Source organism: Klebsiella sp. BIGb0399 (assembly GCF_003752615.1).
Classification (GTDB): Bacteria; Pseudomonadota; Gammaproteobacteria; order Enterobacterales; family Enterobacteriaceae; genus Klebsiella; species Klebsiella lignicola.
Genome location: NZ_RKHT01000012.1, coordinates 54,613 through 75,855, shown reverse-complemented (window position 1 = coordinate 75,855; position 21,243 = coordinate 54,613). Strand labels below are relative to the sequence as shown.

At 55.7% G+C, this 21,243-nt stretch carries 16 protein-coding genes and 4 tRNA genes; 18 read left to right on the top strand and 2 right to left on the bottom strand.

Annotated elements, in window-relative coordinates:
- Positions 1–69: 69 nt before the first annotated feature.
- Complete coding sequence (gene rep, locus EDF82_RS24855; RefSeq protein WP_123758132.1) at positions 70–2,091, top strand: DNA helicase Rep; 2,022 nt, start codon at positions 70–72, stop codon at positions 2,089–2,091.
- 71 nt (positions 2,092–2,162) lie between these two features.
- On the opposite strand, the gene gppA is transcribed toward rep, so the two are convergent.
- Together gppA and rhlB are read right to left on the bottom strand one after the other, a co-directional pair.
- Positions 2,163–3,653 carry a guanosine-5'-triphosphate,3'-diphosphate diphosphatase gene (gene gppA / locus EDF82_RS24850; RefSeq protein ID WP_187042259.1) on the bottom strand — a complete coding sequence of 497 codons (1,491 nt, stop codon included), beginning with the start codon at positions 3,651–3,653 and terminating at the stop codon, positions 2,163–2,165.
- Positions 3,654–3,778: 125 nt separating this feature from the next.
- Entirely contained in the window at positions 3,779–5,044 is a 1,266-nt protein-coding gene (rhlB, locus tag EDF82_RS24845) for an ATP-dependent RNA helicase RhlB (RefSeq protein WP_123758130.1), read from the bottom strand.
- A 343-nt stretch (positions 5,045–5,387) separates the two neighbouring features.
- Between rhlB and trxA the strand changes: the two genes are divergently transcribed.
- The 17 genes from trxA to EDF82_RS24760 all read left to right on the top strand — a co-directional run bounded on the left by trxA (position 5,388) and on the right by EDF82_RS24760 (position 20,711).
- Positions 5,388–5,717, top strand: coding sequence for a thioredoxin TrxA (gene trxA, locus EDF82_RS24840; protein WP_123758129.1), 330 nt, complete (start codon positions 5,388–5,390; stop codon positions 5,715–5,717).
- A 332-nt stretch (positions 5,718–6,049) separates the two neighbouring features.
- Positions 6,050–7,309 carry a transcription termination factor Rho gene (gene rho / locus EDF82_RS24835; protein WP_002883293.1) on the top strand — a complete coding sequence of 420 codons (1,260 nt, stop codon included), beginning with the start codon at positions 6,050–6,052 and terminating at the stop codon, positions 7,307–7,309.
- Positions 7,310–7,549: 240 nt separating this feature from the next.
- The gene (wecA, locus tag EDF82_RS24830) at positions 7,550–8,653 is read left to right on the top strand and encodes a UDP-N-acetylglucosamine--undecaprenyl-phosphate N-acetylglucosaminephosphotransferase (RefSeq protein WP_123758128.1); all 1,104 of its coding nucleotides are present in this window, start codon (positions 7,550–7,552) and stop codon (positions 8,651–8,653) included.
- A gap of 13 nt (positions 8,654–8,666) precedes the next feature.
- Positions 8,667–9,713: an ECA polysaccharide chain length modulation protein gene (gene wzzE, locus EDF82_RS24825; RefSeq protein WP_123758127.1), complete on the top strand. Its 1,047-nt coding sequence runs from the start codon at positions 8,667–8,669 to the stop codon at positions 9,711–9,713.
- Between the two features lie 43 nt (positions 9,714–9,756).
- On the top strand, positions 9,757–10,890 hold the full coding sequence (gene wecB / locus EDF82_RS24820; RefSeq protein ID WP_123758126.1) for a non-hydrolyzing UDP-N-acetylglucosamine 2-epimerase: 1,134 nt from the start codon (positions 9,757–9,759) through the stop codon (positions 10,888–10,890).
- Positions 10,887–12,149 (top strand): UDP-N-acetyl-D-mannosamine dehydrogenase, encoded by a 1,263-nt coding sequence (gene wecC / locus EDF82_RS24815; protein ID WP_123758125.1) that lies wholly within the window; start codon positions 10,887–10,889, stop codon positions 12,147–12,149. The genes wecB and wecC overlap by 4 nt, the downstream gene beginning before the upstream one ends.
- A gap of 78 nt (positions 12,150–12,227) precedes the next feature.
- Positions 12,228–12,902 (top strand): dTDP-4-amino-4,6-dideoxy-D-galactose acyltransferase, encoded by a 675-nt coding sequence (gene rffC / locus EDF82_RS24810; protein WP_123758124.1) that lies wholly within the window; start codon positions 12,228–12,230, stop codon positions 12,900–12,902.
- A gap of 4 nt (positions 12,903–12,906) precedes the next feature.
- Positions 12,907–14,037, top strand: a complete 1,131-nt coding sequence (rffA, locus tag EDF82_RS24805; protein WP_123758123.1) for a dTDP-4-amino-4,6-dideoxygalactose transaminase — start codon at positions 12,907–12,909, stop codon at positions 14,035–14,037.
- 1 nt (position 14,038) lies between these two features.
- Positions 14,039–15,289, top strand: coding sequence for a lipid III flippase WzxE (gene wzxE / locus EDF82_RS24800; RefSeq protein ID WP_123758122.1), 1,251 nt, complete (start codon positions 14,039–14,041; stop codon positions 15,287–15,289).
- Positions 15,286–16,365, top strand: a complete 1,080-nt coding sequence (locus tag EDF82_RS24795; RefSeq protein WP_123758121.1) for a TDP-N-acetylfucosamine:lipid II N-acetylfucosaminyltransferase — start codon at positions 15,286–15,288, stop codon at positions 16,363–16,365. Before wzxE ends, EDF82_RS24795 begins: the two co-directional genes overlap by 4 nt.
- Positions 16,362–17,711 (top strand): ECA oligosaccharide polymerase, encoded by a 1,350-nt coding sequence (wzyE, locus tag EDF82_RS24790; RefSeq protein WP_123758120.1) that lies wholly within the window; start codon positions 16,362–16,364, stop codon positions 17,709–17,711. The genes EDF82_RS24795 and wzyE overlap by 4 nt, the downstream gene beginning before the upstream one ends.
- An 8-nt stretch (positions 17,712–17,719) precedes the next feature.
- Complete coding sequence (gene wecG, locus EDF82_RS24785; protein ID WP_123758119.1) at positions 17,720–18,460, top strand: lipopolysaccharide N-acetylmannosaminouronosyltransferase; 741 nt, start codon at positions 17,720–17,722, stop codon at positions 18,458–18,460.
- 318 nt (positions 18,461–18,778) lie between these two features.
- The gene (locus EDF82_RS24780; RefSeq protein ID WP_123758118.1) at positions 18,779–20,164 is read left to right on the top strand and encodes an amino acid permease; all 1,386 of its coding nucleotides are present in this window, start codon (positions 18,779–18,781) and stop codon (positions 20,162–20,164) included.
- Between the two features lie 102 nt (positions 20,165–20,266).
- A tRNA-Arg gene (locus EDF82_RS24775) sits at positions 20,267–20,343 on the top strand.
- Between the two features lie 64 nt (positions 20,344–20,407).
- Positions 20,408–20,483 (top strand) — tRNA-His (locus tag EDF82_RS24770).
- A 22-nt stretch (positions 20,484–20,505) separates the two neighbouring features.
- A tRNA-Leu gene (locus tag EDF82_RS24765) sits at positions 20,506–20,591 on the top strand.
- A gap of 43 nt (positions 20,592–20,634) precedes the next feature.
- A tRNA-Pro gene (locus EDF82_RS24760) sits at positions 20,635–20,711 on the top strand.
- The last annotated feature ends 532 nt before the right edge of the window (positions 20,712–21,243 follow it).

Sequence of the window (21,243 nt, the reverse complement as noted above, 5' to 3'; positions counted from 1 at the left end):
TAGCCGGTAAATCTCCTCCCGGCTTTCTGCTACAATCCACACCCCGTTCGAAGATTGAGCAAGATTCCCATGCGTTTAAACCCTGGCCAACAACAAGCCGTCGAATTCGTCACTGGACCGTGCCTGGTGCTGGCGGGCGCCGGTTCCGGTAAGACCCGCGTTATCACCAATAAAATTGCGCACCTGATCCGCGGCTGCGGCTATCAGGCACGCCATATTGCGGCGGTGACCTTCACGAACAAAGCGGCACGCGAAATGAAAGAGCGTGTCGGGCAAACGCTGGGACGCAAAGAAGCGCGTGGTTTGATGATCTCCACCTTCCATACCTTGGGGCTGGATATTATTAAGCGTGAGTACGCCGCGCTGGGGATGAAATCTAACTTTTCGCTGTTCGATGATACCGACCAGGTCGCCCTGCTCAAAGAGCTGACCGAGGGGCTGATCGAAGACGATAAAGTGGTGCTGCAGCAGCTGATCTCGACGATCTCGAACTGGAAAAACGATCTGCAAACGCCGGCGCAGGCCGCCGCAAATGCGAAGGGCGAACGGGATCGGATCTTTGCCCACTGCTACGGGCTGTATCACGCGCATATGAAAGCCTGCAACGTGCTGGATTTTGACGATCTGATCCTGCTGCCGACCTTACTGTTGCAGCGTAACGAAGAGGTGCGCGAACGCTGGCAGAACAAGATCCGCTATCTGCTGGTAGATGAGTATCAGGATACCAACACCAGCCAGTACGAGATGGTGAAGCTGCTGGTCGGGCAGCGCGCGCGGTTTACCGTGGTGGGCGATGATGACCAGTCTATCTATTCCTGGCGTGGCGCGCGGCCGCAGAACCTGGTGCTGCTGAGTCAGGACTTCCCGGCCCTGCAGGTGATTAAGCTAGAACAGAACTACCGTTCTTCCGGGCGCATACTGAAAGCGGCCAACATCCTGATCGCCAACAACCCGCATGTCTTCGAAAAGCGCCTGTTTTCCGAACTGGGGTATGGCACAGAGCTGAAAGTCCTCTCGGCGAACCATGAAGAGCATGAAGCGGAGCGGGTGACCGGGGAGTTGATTGCCCATCACTTTATCAATAAGACGCAATACAAAGATTACGCAATCCTCTACCGCGGTAACCATCAGGCGCGGGTCTTTGAAAAGATGCTGATGCAGAACCGCATCCCGTACAAAATCTCGGGCGGCACGTCGTTCTTCTCCCGACCGGAGATCAAAGATCTGCTGGCCTATCTGCGGGTGCTGACCAACCCTGATGATGACAGTGCCTTCCTGCGCATCGTCAACACGCCGAAGCGCGAAATCGGCCCGGCAACGCTGCAAAAACTGGGCGAATGGGCGATGACCCGCAATAAGAGTTTGTTCACCGCCAGTTTCGACATGGGCCTCACCCAGACGCTCACCGGTCGCGGATACGATGCGCTCACCGGCTTTACGCAGTGGCTGGGCGAGATTCAGCGTCTGGCAGAAAGTGAGCCGATCGTGGCGGTGCGCGATCTGATCCGCGGGGTGGATTATGAGTCCTGGCTGTATGAGACCTCCCCGAGCCCGAAAGCCGCAGAGATGCGCATGAAAAACGTCAACCAGCTGTTTAGCTGGATGACCGAGATGCTGGAAGGCAGCGAAATCGACGAGCCAATGACCCTCACTCAGGTGGTCACCCGCTTCACGCTGCGCGATATGATGGAGCGCGGCGAGTCAGATGAAGAGTCGGATCAGGTGCAGCTGATGACCCTGCATGCCTCGAAGGGGCTGGAATTTCCCTATGTATACCTGGTAGGCATGGAAGAGGGATTGCTTCCCCATCAGAGCAGCATCGATGAAGATAACGTTGATGAAGAGCGTCGGCTGGCCTACGTGGGGATCACCCGCGCGCAGAAAGAACTGACGTTTACGCTGTGCAAAGAGCGTCGCCAGTACGGAGAGCTGGTGCGCCCGGAGCCAAGTCGTTTTTTGCTGGAGCTACCGCAGGATGATCTGATCTGGGAGCAGGAGCGCAAAGTCATCACCCCGGAAGAGCGGATGCATAAAGGACAGGCCAACGTCGCCAATATTCGGGCCATGCTGGCAAAAGCGAAAGGTAAGTAACCGGCAGGGCGTTCCCGGTGACGCGCACCGGGGACATTTTAGCGTTGCCGCCGCCTCAGGAGCGGGCGGAATTAAGCTACTTCCAGCGGCCAGTGGACATAGCTTTGCCACTGGCACTCTTGCTCCACCATCTCCCGACCCAGCGGATGGCTTTCCAGCCATTCGTCCGGCAGCGTCAGCATCAGTTTCTCGCCGTCGACCGTCAGCCCAATGGCGGGCAGAAGATCGTCGCGACGGCGGCTGGCAAACAGGATCGCCAGACGCAGCAAGCGGCATAAATGCTCTGCCACTCGCGGCTTCACCGCATTCTGCTGGTGGAGAGAAGAGAGGTCGATGGCGTTGGTTTGATTGAGCAATAACGTGGCGAGCAGCTTTTTTTGTGCCGGAGTGAAGCCGGGCAGATCAAGGTTGCTCACCAGATAGGCGGCATGCTGCGGCGCGCGTTTAAAATCCACGCTCAGGCCGATTTCATGTAGCGCGCAGGCGCTGGCCAGCAGCTCGCGGCTCAATGATTCCAGCTCCCAGCTGTCGTCCAGTTGATTCACCAGATGGGCCGCGAGATGGCTCACTCGCTGCGCCTGCTCGGTATCGATCATAAAGCGGCGCTGAATATTGCGCAGCGTACGGCTGCGGATATCCTGATCGACGGACAGATGCAGCATGCCGTAGACCAGCCCTTCACGCAGTGCGCCGCCCGCGAGGGTCATGCACTGAATATTCAGTTCGCTGAAGATGGCAATAAGAATGGCCAGGCCGCTTGGGAAAACCAGCGCACGCTCTAAGGTTAAGCCTTCGATTTCCAGCTCTTCCAGACGTCCGCACTGGATCGCCCGCTGTTTGAGCTGCTGCAGTTTGGCTAAGGTGATGCGCTCATCCATTCCCTGCGCCATCATGATTTCCTGCAGCGCCTGCACGGTGCCGGATGCGCCAACGCACACCTTCCAGCCGTGGTAGTTCAGGGTGTCGGTAATCGGGCGCAGAACTTCGCGTGCGGCATCTTCTGCGAGTTCGAAGTTTTCTTTCGTCAGGTTACGATCGGCGAAGTAGCGTTCCAGCCAGGTCACGCACCCCATCGACAGGCTAAAGAGCGACGTGGTCTGGGCGCCTGTGCCGGTCACCAGTTCGGTACTGGCACCGCCGATATCGACCACCAGTCGGCGATCTTCACCGCCGGTGGTATGCGCCACGCCTTGATAGATCAGACGCGCTTCTTCTTCGCCGCTGATCACCTGCACCGGACAGCCGAGGATTTCCCGCGCCTTTGCTAAAAATTCATCGGCGTTGACGGCCAGGCGTAACGTGGCGGTTGCCACCACGCGAATTTGAACCGGGGGGATATCCTGCAGGCGCTCGGCAAACAGTCGCAGGCACTGCCATCCACGCTCCATCGCGTCTGCGGAGAGCGCATTATCACTGTTCAGGCCAGCGGCCAGACGCACTTTGCGCTTGATGCGGCTGAGCGTCTGGATGCTCCCGGCCACCTCGCGTACAACCAACATATGAAAGCTATTGGAACCAAGATCGATAGCTGCATAAAGCGAGGTGGAACTCATACACTTCATCCTTCAAGTTGCCTCTGTGTTGACGGCGTTCTCGCGCCCGAATCACTTACCGGTGTAAGCGCATCGGGATTCACTCTCTTGCCGCCTTGATGCATCCTGAAGGATTTTGTGTATGGCATAAATCTTTAACCTGAACGACGACGGTTACGAGGCGGACCATTGCGACGCGGGCCATTACCTGTGCGTGGGCGCGACAGGCGCAGCGGCTTAGGCAAGTCGGTCATGAGTGCGTCCGGGTTGTACTTGCTGACCGGAATGGAATGACCGGTGTAGGTCTCAATCGCCGGTAGGTTCAACGCGTACTCTTCACAGGCCAGGCTGATGGAGTGACCGCTGGCGCCCGCGCGACCGGTACGGCCGATACGGTGAACGTAATCTTCGCAGTCGTCCGGCAGGTCAAAGTTAAAGACGTGCGTAACGGCCGGGATATGCAGACCACGTGCAGCAACGTCTGTCGCCACCAGAATGTCGATATCGCCACGTGTAAAATCTTCAAGAATACGCAGGCGTTTTTTCTGTGCGACGTCGCCGGTTAACAGGCCAACGCGATGACCGTCCGCGGCCAGATGACCCCAGATATCTTCGCAACGATGTTTGGTGTTAGCGAAAATAATCGCGCGGTCCGGCCACTCTTCTTCCAGCAACGTCTGCAGCAGACGCATTTTTTCTTCGTTGGAAGGATAGAACAGCTCTTCTTTAATACGGTGACCCGTTTTCTGTTCCGGCTCGACTTCAACATACTCGGCGTTGTTCATCTGCTCGAACGCCAGTTCGCGGACACGGTAAGAAAGGGTAGCGGAGAACAGCATGTTCAGACGCTGGTTGGTTGGCGGCATGCGACGGAACAACCAACGGATATCTTTAATAAAGCCGAGATCGTACATGCGATCGGCTTCATCCAGTACGACGACCTGAATCGCACCAAGGTTAATGTGATTCTGTTTTGCGTAATCGATCAGACGACCGGTCGTGCCGATCAGAATGTCAACGCCGCTTTCCAGGACTTTCAGCTGCTTATCGTAGCCGTCGCCGCCATACGCCAGACCCAGCTTCAGGCCTGTCGCCTGCGCCAGAGGTTCTGCGTCAGCGTGAATCTGTACCGCCAGCTCACGCGTCGGTGCCATGATCAGCGCGCGCGGTTGGTTGACCTGGCGGTCTTCTTTAGCCGGGTGAGTGAGAAGATAATGAAACGTTGACGTCAGGAACGCCATTGTTTTTCCGGTACCGGTTTGCGCCTGCCCGGCGACATCACGACCTTCCAGTGTCAGTGGAAGCGCGAGAGCCTGAATGGGCGTACAATTATGAAAGCCTTTCTTTTCAAGGGCTTCAATCACTGCCGGGTGCAGGGCGAAGTCGGAAAACTTCTGTTCTGTTAAATGTGTTTTGCTCATAGTGTGGTAGAATATCAGCTTACTATTGCATTAAGAAAGCGTATCCGTTGAAATAACGTCAACCTTTCGTTGGCTATACGCGAAATGACTTAGGCTGCATCTGCGGCAACCGAATGAATCCTCGAAAGCTTAGACTACTCAGCGAGCCGAGGAGGATTAATCTACCCGAAACGGGTTGATGACGGTTTGTTTTGGCGTCTGCGAGACGAAGTCCATGAGGGACCGGGTCGCACAGATGTCAGTATAAAGAGGCATCCTGAAGATTAACGTGTATAACGTAGCATCGGCACGTCGTTGATGTCTGCGACACCAACACACCAGGCTTATTCCTGTGGAGTTAAATATGAGCGATAAAATTATTCACCTGACTGACGACAGTTTTGACACGGACGTACTCAAGGCTGACGGGCTAACCCTCGTCGATTTCTGGGCAGAGTGGTGCGGTCCGTGCAAAATGATCGCCCCGATTCTGGATGAGATCGCTGAAGAGTATCAGGGCAAACTGACCATTGCTAAACTGAACATCGATCAGAACCCGGGTACGGCGCCAAAATATGGCATTCGCGGCATCCCAACCCTGCTGCTGTTTAAGAACGGCGAAGTCGCGGCAACCAAGGTTGGCGCACTGTCTAAAGGCCAACTGAAAGATTTCCTCGACGCCAACCTGGCGTAAGCGGTTTGCCATTCCGGCGTCCGGGGCCCTATTTTTAGCGGAACTCTGGACGCCCGGCTAGAGTCGTGCTAAGTTAACTTCAGACTTCGTTTTAAACATACCTTTATTGTTTGAATCTTGTTTTACCCAAAGCGTCCCGCAGCAATGCGCGAGAAGCTACAAATTCCGGGCTTATCACTCTTTCCGTTTGTCGTTCCAGCTCTGCGTTCTTTCCTGTGACCAGGCAACGTACAGGCACGAGATGAAGGCCGTTAACAGGCATGGAAGTTCCTGCCATACCATTCACAACATTAAGTTCGAGTTCTACCCCGAGTTTAAGAACCCACACCATTATGAATCTTACCGAATTAAAGAATACGCCGGTTTCTGAGCTGATTACTCTCGGCGAAAATATGGGGCTGGAAAACCTGGCCCGTATGCGTAAGCAGGATATTATTTTTGCCATCCTCAAGCAGCATTCGAAGAGTGGCGAAGATATCTTTGGCGATGGCGTACTGGAGATACTGCAGGATGGATTTGGTTTCCTCCGCTCCGCAGACAGCTCCTACCTCGCCGGTCCCGACGACATCTACGTATCCCCTAGCCAAATCCGCCGTTTCAACCTCCGCACTGGTGACACCATTTCCGGTAAGATTCGTCCTCCTAAAGAGGGTGAGCGTTACTTTGCACTGTTGAAAGTTAACGAAGTTAACTACGACAAGCCGGAAAATGCGCGCAATAAGATCCTGTTCGAGAACTTAACGCCGCTGCATGCCAACTCTCGCCTGCGTATGGAACGTGGTAACGGTTCTACTGAAGACTTAACCGCTCGCGTACTGGATCTGGCCTCGCCGATCGGTCGTGGCCAGCGTGGTCTGATTGTCGCGCCGCCGAAAGCGGGTAAAACCATGCTGCTGCAGAACATCGCGCAGAGCATCGCGTACAACCACCCTGACTGTGTGCTGATGGTGCTGCTGATCGACGAACGTCCGGAAGAAGTGACCGAGATGCAGCGTCTGGTTAAAGGTGAAGTCGTTGCTTCGACCTTTGACGAACCAGCATCTCGCCACGTTCAGGTTGCTGAGATGGTTATCGAGAAGGCGAAACGCCTGGTTGAGCATAAGAAAGACGTAATCATTCTGCTCGACTCCATTACCCGTCTGGCCCGTGCGTACAACACCGTGGTCCCGGCATCAGGTAAAGTGCTGACCGGTGGTGTGGACGCTAACGCCCTGCACCGTCCGAAGCGTTTCTTCGGCGCCGCACGTAACGTTGAAGAGGGCGGTAGCCTGACCATCATCGCGACGGCCCTGATCGATACCGGTTCCAAAATGGACGAAGTTATCTACGAAGAGTTTAAAGGCACCGGTAACATGGAGCTGCACCTCTCTCGTAAGATTGCTGAAAAACGCGTCTTCCCGGCTATCGACTACAACCGTTCCGGTACCCGTAAAGAAGAACTGCTCACCACTCAGGAAGAGCTGCAGAAGATGTGGATCCTGCGCAAAATCATCCATCCAATGGGTGAAATCGACGCGATGGAGTTCCTCATCAATAAGCTGGCGATGACCAAAACTAACGATGACTTCTTCGACATGATGAAGCGTTCGTAAGTTAACAAAGCCAAAAAAACGCCACGCAACCGCGTGGCGTTTTGTTTTTGGGATTTGTATGATCCAGGAAGGGAAAATAAAACTGGTATTATCGTATGATTAGCGTACCACTCCAGGCAGAGACAACTTTAACAGACTAAAATCTATACAATAAATTTGTAATGTTCTGCTTTACCCCTTCAGGAGTTGAGACATCGTCGTTATACTTCCCGGATTAACCATGCTGAGAGCACATGTGTTGTGAATTTACTCACTGCTATTACTGAATTAATCAGTATTTTTTTATTCACTACCCTTTTTATTTTTGTTGCTCGCAAAGCGGCAAAAAAAGTCGGGTTAGTGGATAAACCTAACTATCGAAAACGGCACCAGGGTTTGGTTCCGTTAGTGGGTGGCATCTCAGTTTACGCAGGCATTTGTTTTACCTTTGCTATCGCCGATTATTACATTCCCCATGCATCCTTATACCTGGCGTGTGCCGGGATCCTTGTGCTGGTGGGGGCGCTGGATGACCGGTTTGATATCAGCGTAAAAATTCGTGCGGTTATCCAGGCCGCCATTGCCGTCGTGATGATGATGGCAGGAAATCTGCATCTGAGTAGCCTGGGCTTTATCTTCGGCTCGTGGGAGCTGGTCCTTGGCCCGTTTGGTTTCTTCCTCACCCTCTTCGCCGTTTGGGCGGCGATCAACGCCTTTAATATGGTCGATGGCATCGACGGCCTGCTCGGTGGTCTGTCATCGGTCTCCTTCGCCGCTACCGGTATTATTCTGTGGTTCGACGGTCAGTACAGTCTGGCAATGTGGTGTTTTGCGATGATTGCCGCCATTTTGCCCTATATTTTACTGAACCTCGGCGCCCTTGGCCGTCGTTATAAAGTCTTTATGGGTGATGCCGGCAGCACCATGATTGGCTTCACCATTATCTGGATTCTGCTGGAAACAACCCAGGGCAAAACGCACCCGATAAGCCCGGTGACCGCGCTGTGGATTATTGCGATTCCGCTCATGGATATGGTGGCGATTATGTATCGCCGTCTGCGTAAGGGCATGAGTCCGTTCTCTCCGGACCGCCAGCACATTCATCATCTGATCATGCGTGCCGGGTTTACTTCCCGGCAGGCGTTTGTCCTGATTACTCTGGCAGCGGCAATACTGGCGCTGGTGGGCGTAGCGGCGGAATACACCCGCATCGTTCCTGAATGGGTGATGTTAATCCTCTTTTTATTGGCCTTTTTCCTTTATGGCTACTGTATCAAACGCGCATGGAAAGTGGCGCGACTGGTTAAGCGCATCAGACGTAGAATTCGGCGGCACAGCGGCAATAATCCAAAATTAACCAAGTAGAACTGGGGACGTGATGACTCAACCATTACCGGGAGCACAAGCAGTGAACGTTGAGAATGAGCTGGATATTCGCGGGCTGTTTCGCGCCTTATGGGCAGGAAAAATCTGGATAGTCGGCATGGCCGTGCTATTTGCGCTGATCGTTCTGGTTTACGCCTTCTTTGCTCGTCAGGAGTGGAGCGCAACGGCGATAACCGATCGGCCGACCGTCAATATGCTGGGTGGCTACTATTCTCAGCAGCAGTTCTTACGCAATCTGGATATTAAAGCCAACCTTGTACCGGTCGACCAGCCTTCGGCGATGGATCAGGCCTACAAAGAGTTCATCATGCAGCAGGGCTCCTGGGATACCCGCCGCGATTTCTGGCTGCAAACGGATTACTACAAGCAGCGTCAGTCGGGCAATGCCCGTGCCGATGCCGCACTGCTGGATGAGCTGATCAATAACATTCAGTTTATGCCCGGCGATCCGTTGAAAAACGTCAACGACAGCGTGAAGCTGACGGCGGAAACCGCGCCGGATGCCAATAATCTGCTGCGTCAGTATGTCGCGTTCGCCAGCCAACGTGCCGCAGGGCATCTGAACGATGAACTGCGCGGCGCCTGGGCGGCTCGTACCGTACAGATGAAAGCGCAGGTGAAACGCCAGGAAGAAGTGGCGCGTGAAATTTTCAACCGCCGCACCCACAGCGTGGAAGAGGCGTTGAAAGTCGCACAGCAGCACAATATTTCCCGTAGCGAAACGGATATTCCGGCGGACCAGCTGCCGGATTCCGAACTGTTTTTACTCGGCAGGCCGATGCTGCAGGCACGACTGGAAAATTTGCAGGCGGTTGGTCCGGAATACGATCTCGACTATGACCAAAGTCGTGCCATGCTGAATACGCTCAACGTTGGGCCGACCTTAGACCCACGTTTTCAGACTTACCGGTATTTGCGAACGCCGGAAGAACCTGTAAAACGTGATAGCCCGCGGCGTGTATTCCTCATGGTGATGTGGGGAATCGTAGGGGCGCTCATTGGTGCAGGCGTTGCATTATCGCGTCGCCGGGTCCAGTGATGAAGGGCAAATGGACTTCATCACCTAATCGAAGAGAATCGATGTGAAAGTACTAACGGTATTTGGCACAAGACCCGAAGCCATCAAAATGGCACCTCTGGTTCACGCACTGGCAAAGGATCCTCACTTTGAGGCCAAAGTGTGCGTCACCGCGCAGCATCGCGAGATGCTCGATCAGGTGCTAAAACTTTTTTCTATTGTTCCGGATTATGACCTCAATATCATGCAGCCAGGCCAGGGCCTGACTGAAATTACCTGCCGCATCCTCGAGGGGCTGAAGCCGGTTCTGGAGTCGTTTAAACCCGATGTCGTGCTGGTGCATGGCGATACCACCACGACAATGGCCGCGAGCCTGGCCGCTTTTTACCAGCAGATCCCGGTCGGGCATGTTGAAGCCGGTCTGCGTACCGGCGATCTGAGCTCACCCTGGCCAGAAGAGGGCAACCGTACGTTGACCGGGCGTCTGGCGACCTGGCACTTCGCGCCAACGGAAACTTCGCGGGAAAACCTGCTGAAGGAAAACATCGCGCCGGGCCAGATCACGGTAACCGGTAATACGGTGATCGACGCGCTGTTCTGGGTTCGCGATCGGGCACTGGGCGATGAAGCGCTGCGTACTACGCTGATGCAGCGTTATCCTTTCCTGGCGAATGGCAAGAAGATGATTCTGGTCACCGGCCACCGTCGGGAGAGCTTCGGCCGCGGGTTTGAACAAATCTGCCAGGCGCTGGCCGAGATTGCCGCCAGCCATCCCGAAGTACAAATTGTCTATCCAGTGCACCTGAACCCGAACGTCAGTGAGCCGGTAAACCGTATTCTCGGCCACGTTGATAACGTGATTTTGATCGAACCGCAGGATTACCTGCCGTTTGTCTGGCTGATGGATAACGCCTGGCTGATCCTCACCGACTCAGGCGGTATTCAGGAAGAAGCACCCTCTCTGGGGAAACCGGTGCTGGTGATGCGCGACATGACGGAGCGCCCGGAGGCGGTTGCCGCAGGCACCGTGCGTCTGGTGGGGACCGACCGTCAGCGCATCGTTGCTGAAGTCACGCATCTGCTCAAGGATGATGCCGCATACCAGGCCATGAGCCGGGCGCACAATCCTTATGGCGATGGTCAGGCATGTCACCGAATTTTGTCCGCACTTAAAAATAATAATCAGGTAACGCTATGAGTTTTTCTACCATTTCAGTGATTGGCCTTGGGTACATTGGCTTGCCAACCGCTGCCGCGTTCGCCTCCCGGCAGAAGCGGGTGGTCGGCGTTGATATTAATCAACATGCCGTGGAGACCATTAACCGTGGGGAGATTCATATCGTTGAACCGGATTTGGCGAGCGTCGTCAAAACCGCGGTCGAGCAAGGCTATTTAAGCGCCACGACCACGCCGGTTGCGGCGGATGCCTACCTGATTGCAGTTCCTACGCCGTTTAAAGACCAGCACGAGCCGGATATGGTTTTTGTGGAGTCGGCGGCGAAATCTATTGCGCCGGTGCTGCGGAAAGGGGCGCTGGTGATTCTGGAGTCGACCTCTCCGGTAGGGGCCACCGAACAGATGGCCGCCTGGCTGGCTGAAATGCGCCCGGATCTGAGTTTCCCGCAGCAGGCCGGTGAAGCCGCAGACGTCAACATTGCCTATTGCCCGGAGCGCGTTCTGCCGGGGCAGGTGATGGTCGAGCTGATCAAAAACGACCGTGTTATCGGCGGTATGTCACCGGTGTGTTCTGCGCGCGCCAGCGAACTGTATAAAATCTTCCTTGAAGGCGAATGCGTGGTGACCAACTCCCGCACCGCCGAGATGTGTAAGCTGACCGAAAACAGCTTCCGCGACGTCAATATTGCCTTTGCCAACGAACTGTCGCTGATCTGCGCCGATCAGGGGATTAACGTCTGGGAGCTGATTCGCCTGGCGAACCGCCATCCGCGCGTCAATATCCTGCAGCCGGGCCCGGGAGTTGGCGGGCACTGTATCGCCGTCGACCCGTGGTTTATCGTGGCGCAAAACCCGCAGCAGGCGCGACTCATCCGCACCGCCCGTGAAGTCAACGATCATAAACCTGACTGGGTTATCAGCCAGGTTAAAGCGCAGGTCGCGGATTGCCTAGCAGCCAGCAACAAGCGCGCCAGCGAACTGAAAATCGCCTGCTTTGGCCTGGCGTTTAAGCCCAACATCGACGATCTGCGTGAAAGCCCGGCGATGGCTATCGCGAAGCAAATTGCCCACTGGCACAGCGGTGACACCTGGGTGGTTGAACCCAATATTCACCAGCTGCCGAAGCAGCTGGATGGCCTGTGCTCGCTCGCTTTGCTGGAGGATGCATTAGCCGGTGCCGATGTGCTGGTGATGCTGGTGGACCATAATGAGTTTAAAGCCATCAGCGGCGACAGCGTGACGCAGAGCTATATTGTCGATACCAAAGGGGTATGGTGGTGAGTCCAATGCTGGTCAGCGACGGCAGTCCGCGTTGTCTTTCGGGCGCTGGCCCTGACCACCCTGTCCGGGATACCTCTCATGTCTCTCCATGCCAGTATTGAACCCCTGGAATGGGAAAATCGCTTCTTTGGCATTCATAGTGCGATAGTCCGTTTCCGTGACGATGCCCCGCCGCTGACCGCGCAAGCGTTGGCGGGCTGGTCACGTCTGCAAGCAAAGATCGCGGCAGATAACAGCGAACAGCTGGATGCGCTCCAGCAGCTGGGCTTCCAGCTGGTGGAAGGCGAGGTCGATCTGGCGCTGCCGGTCGGTGCCCCTGACGGCGCATGCGGTGATGTGGCGACCGTGGCGGATATTCCCCGGTTGCGTGAGCTGGCGGCCCAGGCATTTTCTCAAAGCCGCTTTCGCGCGCCCTGGTACGCGGCAGACGCCAGCGGCCGGTTCTATGCACAATGGATTGAAAACGCGGTACGCGGCACGTTCGATAACCAGTGCCTGATTTTTCGCGCCGCCGATGGCGATATTCGCGCTTTTGTTTCACTGCGCCAGCTCAACGAGACGGACGCCCGGATTGGCCTGTTGGCCGGTCGCGGTGCCGGCGCGGAACTGATGCAGGCCGCACGGCGCTGGGCTGAACATCGTCAACTCTCTACACTGCGGGTGGCAACCCAGATGGGCAATACCGCCGCGCTTAAACGTTATATTCTCAGCGGTGCGAATGTGGAAAACACCGCCTACTGGTTATACAGGTGACAACATGATCCCATTTAACGCGCCGCCGGTCGTCGGTACCGAGCTTGAGTATATGCAATCCGCAATGGGCAGCGGCAAGCTGTGTGGCGATGGCGGATTTACCCGCCGCTGCCAGCAATGGCTGGAGCAGCGTTTCGGGACGGCAAAAGCGCTGCTGACGCCTTCCTGCACCGCTTCGCTGGAGATGGCGGCGCTGCTGCTGGATATCCAGCCGGGCGATGAAGTGATTATGCCAAGCTACACCTTCGTTTCGACCGCCAACGCCTTTGTGCTGCGCGGGGCAAAAATCGTCTTCGTTGATATTCGCCGCGATACCATGAACATCGACGAAACGAAGATTGAAGCCGCGATTAGCGAGAAAACCCGGGCGATTGTGCCGGTGCACTATGCCGGCGTGGCCTGCGAGATGGACACCATCATGGCTCTTGCCAGCAAATACAACCTGTTCGTGGTTGAAGATGCCGCGCAGGGTGTGATGTCGACCTACAAAGGTCGCGCGCTGGGCACCATCGGCCATATCGGCTGTTTCAGCTTCCATGAAACCAAAAACTACACCGCCGGCGGTGAAGGCGGGGCAACGCTGATCAACGATCGTCAGCTGATCGAGCGCGCAGAAATTATCCGCGAGAAGGGCACTAACCGCAGCCAGTTTTTCCGTGGGCTGGTGGATAAGTACACCTGGCGCGATATCGGATCCAGCTACCTGATGTCCGACCTGCAGGCGGCCTACCTGTGGGCGCAGCTGGAGGCGGCTGAACAGATTAACCAGCAGCGCCTGACGTTATGGCAACGCTATTACGACGCGCTGCTGCCGCTGGCCCAGTCCGGTCGCATCGACCTGCCCGTCATTCCAACTGACTGCGGGCATAACGCGCATATGTTTTATATTAAGCTGCGCGATATCGACGATCGCAGCAACCTGATTGCCTGGCTGAAAGAGGCGGAAATCCTGGCGGTGTTCCACTACATTCCGCTGCATAGCTGCCCGGCGGGCGAGCAATTCGGCGAGTTCCGCGGTGAGGATCGCCATACCACTCAGGAAAGCGAGCGTCTGCTGCGCCTGCCGCTGTTCTACAACCTGACGTCGACTAACCAACGTACGGTGATTAACTCGCTTCTGAGCTATTTCTCCTGATATGTCGCTGGCTAAAGCTTCACTGTGGACCGCCGCGTCTACGCTGGTTAAAATTGGCGCCGGGCTGCTGGTGGTTAAACTGCTGGCGGTCTCCTATGGGCCAGCAGGGGTCGGCCAGGCGGGTAACTTCCGCCAGCTGGTCACCGTGCTTGGCGTCCTGGCAGGGGCAGGTATTTTCAATGGCGTGACCAAACTGGTCGCGCAACACCATGACGATCGGCAGCAGCTCAATAACGTGGTCGGCACCGCCTCGGCGATGGTGCTCGGCTTCTCGACGCTGCTGGCACTCATCTTTTTGCTGGCGGCGGCACCGATTAGTCAGGGGCTGTTTGGCCACACCCAATACCAGGGGCTGGTTCGCCTTGTGGCGCTGGTACAGATGGGGATTGCGTGGGCCAACCTGCTGCTGGCGTTGATGAAAGGTTTTCGCGATGCGGCGGGGAATGCCCTGTCGCTGATCGCCGGTAGCCTGATTGGCGTCGTGGCCTACTATGGCTGCTACCATTTTGCTGGTTATCAGGGAGCGCTGCTTGGGCTGGCGCTGGTACCGGCGCTGGTGGTGGTGCCGGCGGCCATTGTGTTATGGCGGCGTGGGACCATTCCGCTCAGCGCGCTGCGGCCTCGCTGGGATAACGGCCTGGCAGGGCAGCTTTCCAAATTTACCCTGATGGCGCTGATGACCTCGGTGACGCTGCCGGTGGCCTACGTGATGATGCGTAATCTGCTGGCGGAGCGCTATGGCTGGGAAGCGGTCGGGATCTGGCAAGGGGTCAGCAGCATTTCCGATGCCTATCTGCAGTTTATTACCGCATCGTTTAGCGTCTACCTGCTGCCGACGCTCTCGCGATTGACGGACAAATCGGCGATTACCCGCGAGATTGGCAAATCCTTAAAATTTGTCCTCCCGGCAGTGGCGGCGGCGAGCTTAACCGTCTGGTTGCTACGCGATTTTGCCATCTGGCTGCTATTTTCAGACCGCTTTACGGCGATGCGCGACCTGTTTGCCTGGCAACTGGTGGGCGATGTGCTTAAGGTGGGCGCCTATGTTTATGGCTATCTGGTGATTGCGAAAGCGTCACTGCGCTTTTATATACTAACGGAAATCAGCCAGTTTACGTTGCTGACCGCCTTCTCGCACTGGCTGATCCCAGCAAATGGTGCAATTGGCGCGGCGCAGGCGTATATGGCAACTTATATTGTTTATTTCGCCCTTTGTAGTGGCGTGTTTTTACTCTGGCGTAGACGGGCATGACAGCACTGATACATGTACTGGGATCGGATATCCCGCACCACAACCAGACCGTTCTGCGGTTTTTTAACGACGAGCTGGCCGCGCATGACGAGCAGGCGCGTCGGTTTATGGTCGTCGGTGATGCAACAGGAATGCGCGAGGCGTACCCGGCATTGTCGATCACCTGCTATTCCGGGAAAAAGTCGCTGGCGCAGGCGGTTATTGCTAAGGCAAAGGCCGATCGTCAGCAGCGTTTTTTCTTCCACGGTCAGTTTAATACCGGGCTATGGCTGGCTCTGCTGAGCGGAGGCATCCGTCCCGCCCAGTTTAACTGGCATATCTGGGGCGCCGATCTGTATGAGAATTCGTCGAGCCTGAAGTTCCGTCTATTCTACCCGCTGCGACGCCTTGCGCAGGGTAGAGTCGGGCGTGTGTTTGCCACCCGGGGCGATCTGAGCTGGTTTGCCCGCCGCCACCCGCGCGTGCCTGGCGAGCTGCTCTATTTCCCGACGCGTATGGACCCGACGCTTAATTCGCTGGCCGATAGCGCGCCGCAGTCCCAGACGTTGACCATTCTGGTGGGTAACTCGGGCGATCGCAGCAACGAGCATATTGCGGCGTTGCGGGCTATTCATCAGCAGTTTGGCGATACGGTGAACGTGATCCTGCCGATGGGGTATCCGGAAAACAATGCGGACTATATTCGTGAAGTGCAGGCGGAAGGGGCGGCGTTGTTCTGCGCCGCGCACCTGCAGATACTGAGCGAAAAGCTAGAATTTCATGATTATCTGGACCTGCTGCGTCGCTGCGATCTGGGCTATTTCCTGTTTGCCCGCCAGCAAGGTATCGGGACGTTATGTTTGTTGATTCAGGCGGGTATCCCCTGTGTACTGAACCGGGAAAATCCGTTCTGGCAGGATATGACGGAGCAGAATATCCCGGTACTGTTTACCGGCGATACGCTGGATGTCGCCGTCGTACGCGAGGCGCAGCGCCAGCTGGCTGGCGTTGATAAGAACCAGATTGCTTTCTTCCGGCCGAACTATCTCGCGGGCTGGCAGCAGGCGTTGCGGATTGCGGCGGGGGTCAACTCATGACATTAATGGCATTTTGCGGACTGCTGGTGGTCTGGCTGCTGTCGACGCTGTTTATCGCCACCCTGACCTACTTTGAGTTTCGCCGCGTGCGCTTTAACTTCAACGTGTTTTTCTCGCTGCTGTTTTTGCTGACGTTCTTCTTTGGCTTCCCGCTGACCAGTATTCTGGTGTTCCGCTTTGATGTGGGCGTCGCCCCGCCGGACGTGCTGCTGCAAACGCTGCTGGTGTCGGTGTGCTTCTACGCGGTCTACTACGTGACCTATAAGACCCGTCTGCGCTCGGCCACCGACGATAGCCTGCGCCGCCCGCTGTTTACCATGAACCGCGTGGAAACCCATCTGGCCTGGGGCATTCTGCTGGGTATTGCCCTGTTATGCCTTGGGATTTTCTTTGCCCATAACGGCTTCCTGCTGTTCCGACTCAACTCTTACAGCCAGATCTTCTCCAGCGAAGTCTCCGGCGTGGCGTTGAAGCGATTTTTCTATTTCTTTATCCCGGCGATGCTGGTGGTCTACTTCCTGCGTCAGGATTATAAGGCGTGGATCTTCTTCCTGATCAGCACCGTGGCGTTTGGCCTGCTGACCTACGCAATTGTCGGCGGTACCCGCGCCAACATTATTATCGCTTTCGCTATCTTCTTGTTTATCGGCATCATTCGTGGCTGGATTAGCCTGTGGATGCTGGCGGCGGCAGGCGTCCTGGGCATTGTGGGGATGTTCTGGCTGGCGCTCAAACGCTATGGCATGAACGTCAGCGGCGACGAGGCGTTTTATACCTTCCTGTACCTGACCCGCGATACCTTCTCGCCGTGGGAGAACCTGGCGCTGCTGCTGCAGAACTACGATAAGATCGAGTTCCAGGGGCTGGCGCCGATGATCCGCGACTTCTACGTCTTTATTCCCAGCTGGATGTGGCATGGCCGGCCATCGATGGTGCTCAACACCGCCAACTACTTTACCTGGGAAGTGCTGAACAACCACTCTGGCCTGGCTATTTCCCCCACGCTGATCGGTTCGCTGGTGGTGATGGGCGGCGTATGGTTTGTGCCGCTGGGTGCAGTGGCGGTCGGGCTTATCATCAAATGGTTCGACTGGCTGTATGAACTGGGCAACCGGGAGACTAACCGCTATAAAGCGGCCATTCTGCATAGCTTCTGTTTTGGCGCTATCTTCAACATGATAGTGCTGGCGCGCGAAGGGCTGGATTCATTTGGCTCACGCGTGGTGTTTTTCCTCGTGATCTTTGGCATCTGTTTACTGGCGGCGAAACTGCTGTACTGGCTGCTGGATAGTGCGGGGTTGATTCATCGGCGGGTCAAACCGCTTTCACAACCTCAGGTCAGATAAGGATGGACATGACTGAGACCATTTCGGCGCCGTTGTATCTGCTGAGAGGCTTACAACTTATCGGCTGGCGTAATATGCAGCACGCTCTGGATTATCTTTACGCCGACGGCACGATTCGCCAGGGAACGCTGGTGGCGATCAATGCGGAGAAAATGCTGGCGGTTGAGGATAATCCCGAGGTCCGGGCGCTGATTGAGGCCGCGGAGTTTAAATACGCCGACGGCATCAGCGTAGTACGCTCGTTGCGGAAAAAATACCCCCAGGCGCAGGTGTCGCGCGTGGCAGGGGCCGACCTGTGGGAAGCGCTGATGGAGCGCGCGGGCGCGCAGGGCACACCGGTCTATCTGGTGGGCGGCAAGCCGGAAATACTGGCCCAGACTGAGGCAAAACTGCGTGCACGCTGGAACGTCAATATCGTGGGCAGTCAGGATGGCTATTTCGCCGCCGATCGACGTCAGGCGCTGTTTGAGCAGATCCGCGACAGCGGAGCCAAAATCGTCACCGTCGCGATGGGCTCACCGCGCCAGGAGATCCTGATGCGTGACTGCCGTGAAGTTTATCCCGAGGCGTTGTACATGGGCGTAGGCGGCACCTATGACGTCTTCACCGGCCATGTCCAGCGGGCACCGCGGTTCTGGCAGAACCTTGGCCTGGAGTGGTTTTATCGTCTGGTATCCCAGCCGAGCAGAATTAAACGACAGATCCGCCTGCTGCGATATTTACGTTGGTATTACACCGGTCAACTCTGATATTCCACCTCTGTCCGGCGAGTTTGTGTACATATTCTGCGTGAATAGTTAACTCGCCTGATACTTTATTTGCCATTTCCTCAAAATTCATTAACCATTCGCAGGCTTAACGCGCGACGGGCACCCGGTGCCATCGCGCCGGCAAGGCTATTTCCTTTCACTCATTCATAAAAATAACCGGTATATGCACCACACCATTGGGGAGCTATCAAGGTGACAAACCCGTCACTCCCCGGTGGCGTCGATCATTTGTGCGACGCCATCCAGCACGCTGGATGAGGGATAAAAACCGGAGGCAAGGCAAACACAAGAGGCTATATGACAGAGAAAAAAGTGGAACTCCAGCGCGGGCTGGAGGCCAGGCATATTGAACTGATCGCCCTTGGCGGGACGATTGGCGTAGGGTTATTTATGGGAGCGGCAAGTACGCTGAAGTGGGCCGGTCCTTCCGTCCTGCTGGCGTATATCATCGCCGGTATATTTGTCTTCTTTATCATGCGCTCGATGGGCGAGATGCTGTTCCTTGAGCCGGTGACCGGTTCATTCGCCGTATACGCGCACCGTTATATGAGCCCGTTTTTCGGCTACCTTACCGCCTGGTCGTACTGGTTTATGTGGATGGCGGTGGGGATCTCGGAGATTACGGCCATCGGGGTCTATGTGCAGTTCTGGTTCCCGGAGATGGCGCAATGGATACCGGCGTTGATAGCCGTCGGGCTGGTGGCGCTGGCGAACCTGGCGGCGGTGCGCCTGTACGGTGAAATCGAATTCTGGTTCGCGATGATCAAAGTCACCACCATTATCGTGATGATTGTGGTGGGGCTGGGGGTGATCTTCTTTGGCTTCGGTAATGGCGGTCACGCTATTGGTTTCTCGAACCTCAGCGAGCACGGCGGATTCTTCGCCGGCGGCTGGAAGGGCTTTCTGACGGCACTGTGTATTGTGGTGGCGTCCTATCAGGGCGTTGAGCTGATTGGTATCACCGCAGGCGAGGCGAAGAACCCGCAGGTCACGCTGCGTAGCGCGGTGGGGAAAGTCCTGTGGCGGATCCTGATTTTTTATGTGGGCGCCATTTTCGTGATTGTCACTATTTTCCCGTGGAACCAGATTGGTTCAGGCGGTAGTCCGTTTGTCCTGACCTTCGCGAAAATCGGCATTACGGCCGCCGCAGGGATTATCAACTTTGTGGTGCTGACGGCAGCGCTGTCCGGCTGTAACAGCGGTATGTACAGCTGCGGGCGGATGCTCTATGCGCTGGCGAAGAACCGTCAGCTGCCGGCGGCTATTGGTAAAGTCTCACGCAATGGTGTACCGGCCGTGGGCGTCGCGCTGTCGATTCTGATTCTGCTGGTCGGCTCCTGCCTGAACTATATTATCCCTAACCCGCAGCGGGTGTTCGTCTATGTCTACAGCGCCAGCGTGCTGCCGGGGATGGTGCCGTGGTTCGTGATCCTGATTAGCCAGATCCGTTTCCGCCGTACCCATCAGGAGGCTATCGCCAGCCATCCTTTCCGTTCGCTGCTGTTCCCGTGGGCGAACTATCTGACAATGGCGTTTCTGATTTGTGTGCTGATCGGCATGGGTTTTAACGACGATACCCGTATGTCGCTGTTCGTCGGTATTCTTTTTCTCGCCCTGGTGACGCTCATTTATCGGGTATTTGGCTTCGCCAGGCAGGGGAATGCCGAGAAAACGGCGGAATAAACGCCAAAATGAACAAAGCGTGACCAAACAGTAATTTTATTTAAAAAGGCACTAGACAGCGGGGGGGGAAGTCCGTAATATCCGACCCCGCAACGGCGCTAAGCGCCCGTAGCTCAGCTGGATAGAGCGCTGCCCTCCGGAGGCAGAGGTCTCAGGTTCGAATCCTGTCGGGCGCACCATTTAACCCGGTGCTTGAGCTGCGGTGGACTGTTTCAACAGGGCCGCGTGAAAAGATTTGTAGTGGTGGCTATAGCTCAGTTGGTAGAGCCCTGGATTGTGATTCCAGTTGTCGTGGGTTCGAATCCCATTAGCCACCCCATTATTTGATAGAGTTGTGAATTGCGAAGGTGGCGGAATTGGTAGACGCGCTAGCTTCAGGTGTTAGTGTCCTTAGGATGTGGGGGTTCGAGTCCCCCCCCTCGCACCACGACTTTAAAGAATTGAACTAAAAATTCAAAAAAGCAGTACATCGGCGAGTAGCGCAGCTTGGTAGCGCAACTGGTTTGGGACCAGTGGGTCGGAGGTTCGAATCCTCTCTCGCCGACCAATTTTGAACCCCGCTTCGGCGGGGTTTTTTGTTTTCTGCGCTCGCAGAAAAATCACCTATCCCCATGATATCGCTATTTATATTTCACTCATCGTGATGCGACTTATTGCCCGGAATAGTCTCAATTCATTGCCCGGACAGATACATTTTCCCCCGATCCTGTGCGATAATAACCGGGTAGATGCTCATTCCATCTCTTATGTTCGCCTTAGTGCCTCATAAACTCAGGAATGATGCAGAGCCGTTTAATGGTGCTTATCGTCCACTGACAGATGTCGCATTTTATATGCTAAATCATTCATGATGTGTCGAGATGGCCAGTATGGGAATCCCCTGGCGCTTGCAAAGGTAAGTGACTCGGGTGAGCATGCGCCGCCAACGAAGAGACAGCGTGAAGGATGACGCAGATAGCCTCATCAAACACCATGGACATAACGTTGAGTGAAGCACCCAATTTGTTGTCAAACAGACCTGTTTTAACGCCTGCCCTGATTTCAGTGCAGGCGTTTTTTTATTTCAGGGGTTGGCAGCC

Coding starts and splice junctions, on each gene's coding strand:
- gppA (WP_187042259.1), bottom strand. CDS start 3,653: ATGAAGTGTATGAGTTCCACCTCGCTTTATGCAGCTATCGATCTTGGT.
- rep (WP_123758132.1), top strand. CDS start 70: ATGCGTTTAAACCCTGGCCAACAACAAGCCGTCGAATTCGTCACTGGA.
- rho (WP_002883293.1), top strand. CDS start 6,050: ATGAATCTTACCGAATTAAAGAATACGCCGGTTTCTGAGCTGATTACT.
- rffA (WP_123758123.1), top strand. CDS start 12,907: ATGATCCCATTTAACGCGCCGCCGGTCGTCGGTACCGAGCTTGAGTAT.
- wecG (WP_123758119.1), top strand. CDS start 17,720: ATGACTGAGACCATTTCGGCGCCGTTGTATCTGCTGAGAGGCTTACAA.
- rhlB (WP_123758130.1), bottom strand. CDS start 5,044: ATGAGCAAAACACATTTAACAGAACAGAAGTTTTCCGACTTCGCCCTG.
- EDF82_RS24780 (WP_123758118.1), top strand. CDS start 18,779: ATGACAGAGAAAAAAGTGGAACTCCAGCGCGGGCTGGAGGCCAGGCAT.
- trxA (WP_123758129.1), top strand. CDS start 5,388: ATGAGCGATAAAATTATTCACCTGACTGACGACAGTTTTGACACGGAC.
- EDF82_RS24795 (WP_123758121.1), top strand. CDS start 15,286: ATGACAGCACTGATACATGTACTGGGATCGGATATCCCGCACCACAAC.
- wzyE (WP_123758120.1), top strand. CDS start 16,362: ATGACATTAATGGCATTTTGCGGACTGCTGGTGGTCTGGCTGCTGTCG.
- wzzE (WP_123758127.1), top strand. CDS start 8,667: ATGACTCAACCATTACCGGGAGCACAAGCAGTGAACGTTGAGAATGAG.
- rffC (WP_123758124.1), top strand. CDS start 12,228: ATGTCTCTCCATGCCAGTATTGAACCCCTGGAATGGGAAAATCGCTTC.
- wzxE (WP_123758122.1), top strand. CDS start 14,039: ATGTCGCTGGCTAAAGCTTCACTGTGGACCGCCGCGTCTACGCTGGTT.
- wecC (WP_123758125.1), top strand. CDS start 10,887: ATGAGTTTTTCTACCATTTCAGTGATTGGCCTTGGGTACATTGGCTTG.